Here is a 1,131-nt window from a genome sequence, read left to right on the forward strand (position 1 = left end):
CTGCAAAACCCGAAATTCTTGGTGGGTTACGATCCTGAAGTTGTCTGACACCTGGCTTCGGAAGGATTTCCACTCGTTCGGGATGGTTTCGCGGAAGAAGCCGAGGATCGCATTGGCGAACTGCTTTTGCGTGGGGTAGTGGCGATTGTGGGTCACGAACTGGTGCATGACGGCCCATAATCGCTCGATCGGGTTCAGATGTGGGCAATAAGGCGGCAATTGGATCAGGTGGATGCGGCAGTCCGGCCGTGCAAGAAACTCGCGAACATCTGGCCCCTTGTGATAGGCGGCGTTGTCCCAAATCACATGGATCAAACGCTTGTCTGGGTTGCGCGCTTCGATCTTGGCGAGAAGCTGCGCAGCACTGACCCCGTCCACGGTGGTGGGCTCGACAAAGGGCGCATCGAAGGTCTCAAGGTTGAGCGCGCCATGGATGTTCACCCGCCCGCGCCCTGAGGTGGTTGTCACGGCAGGGTTTGAGCCCACCTTGACCCAGCCGTAGCTGGGTTTTGTCTGGTATTCGGGGTGCACCGCGTCGGCGAAATACACCGCTTCATCCGCGCCCAGCCCGTTGAGCAGGCGCTCGTACATGTCGATGAACGCGGCCTGTTGTTCGGCGCTGGCAACACGGGGAAGAGCTTTGGGCTTGCGATACTCAAACCCCAGCCGGGCGAGGAGCTTGAGGCAGCCGGAATGCGAGTAGTTCAAGCCGAATTCCTTCAGAATGTGGGCTCTGATCGGGGCTGTGGAGCGGCAAAACTGACCGTCCAGCCATGCGCACAGCTCTGCTTCCTGCGCGGATGTCATTCGGGACTGAGCGCCCTTCCAGCCATCGACGCTGAGCCCATCCCACCCAGCCTCACGATAGGTCTTGTACCAGCTGCGAATGGTGTCGTCGTCGAGGTAGAGAAACTTTGCAATCTGGACGCAGCTTTCCCCGTCATCCATCAACAAAATAGCATTGGCACGGCGCGCAACGCCATGATCCTCGCGCTGACTACGCACGCAAGCCTCAAGCGCGCGCCGTTCTGAAGCAGAAAGAAAACCGGGCCGGATCATGCGCTTACATGAATCGATGCGCATCTGGCCGTCAACCCGCCAAAGTTCGGGTCTTCAGCGACTCCGAGTATA

Annotated in this window: 1 protein-coding gene; it reads right to left on the bottom strand. The window is 58.8% G+C overall.

Annotation, left to right across the window (positions count from 1 at the left end; genetic code table 11):
• Window positions 1–1,059: IS630 family transposase (locus tag C6W91_RS21115; RefSeq protein WP_370571607.1), on the bottom strand; the 1,059-nt coding region annotated here is incomplete at its 3' end.
• Window positions 1,060–1,131: the final 72 nt, after the last annotated feature.

It is taken from the genome of Phaeobacter sp. SYSU ZJ3003 (assembly GCF_041300735.1).
Taxonomy (GTDB): domain Bacteria; phylum Pseudomonadota; class Alphaproteobacteria; order Rhodobacterales; family Rhodobacteraceae; genus Phycobacter; species Phycobacter gallaeciensis_A.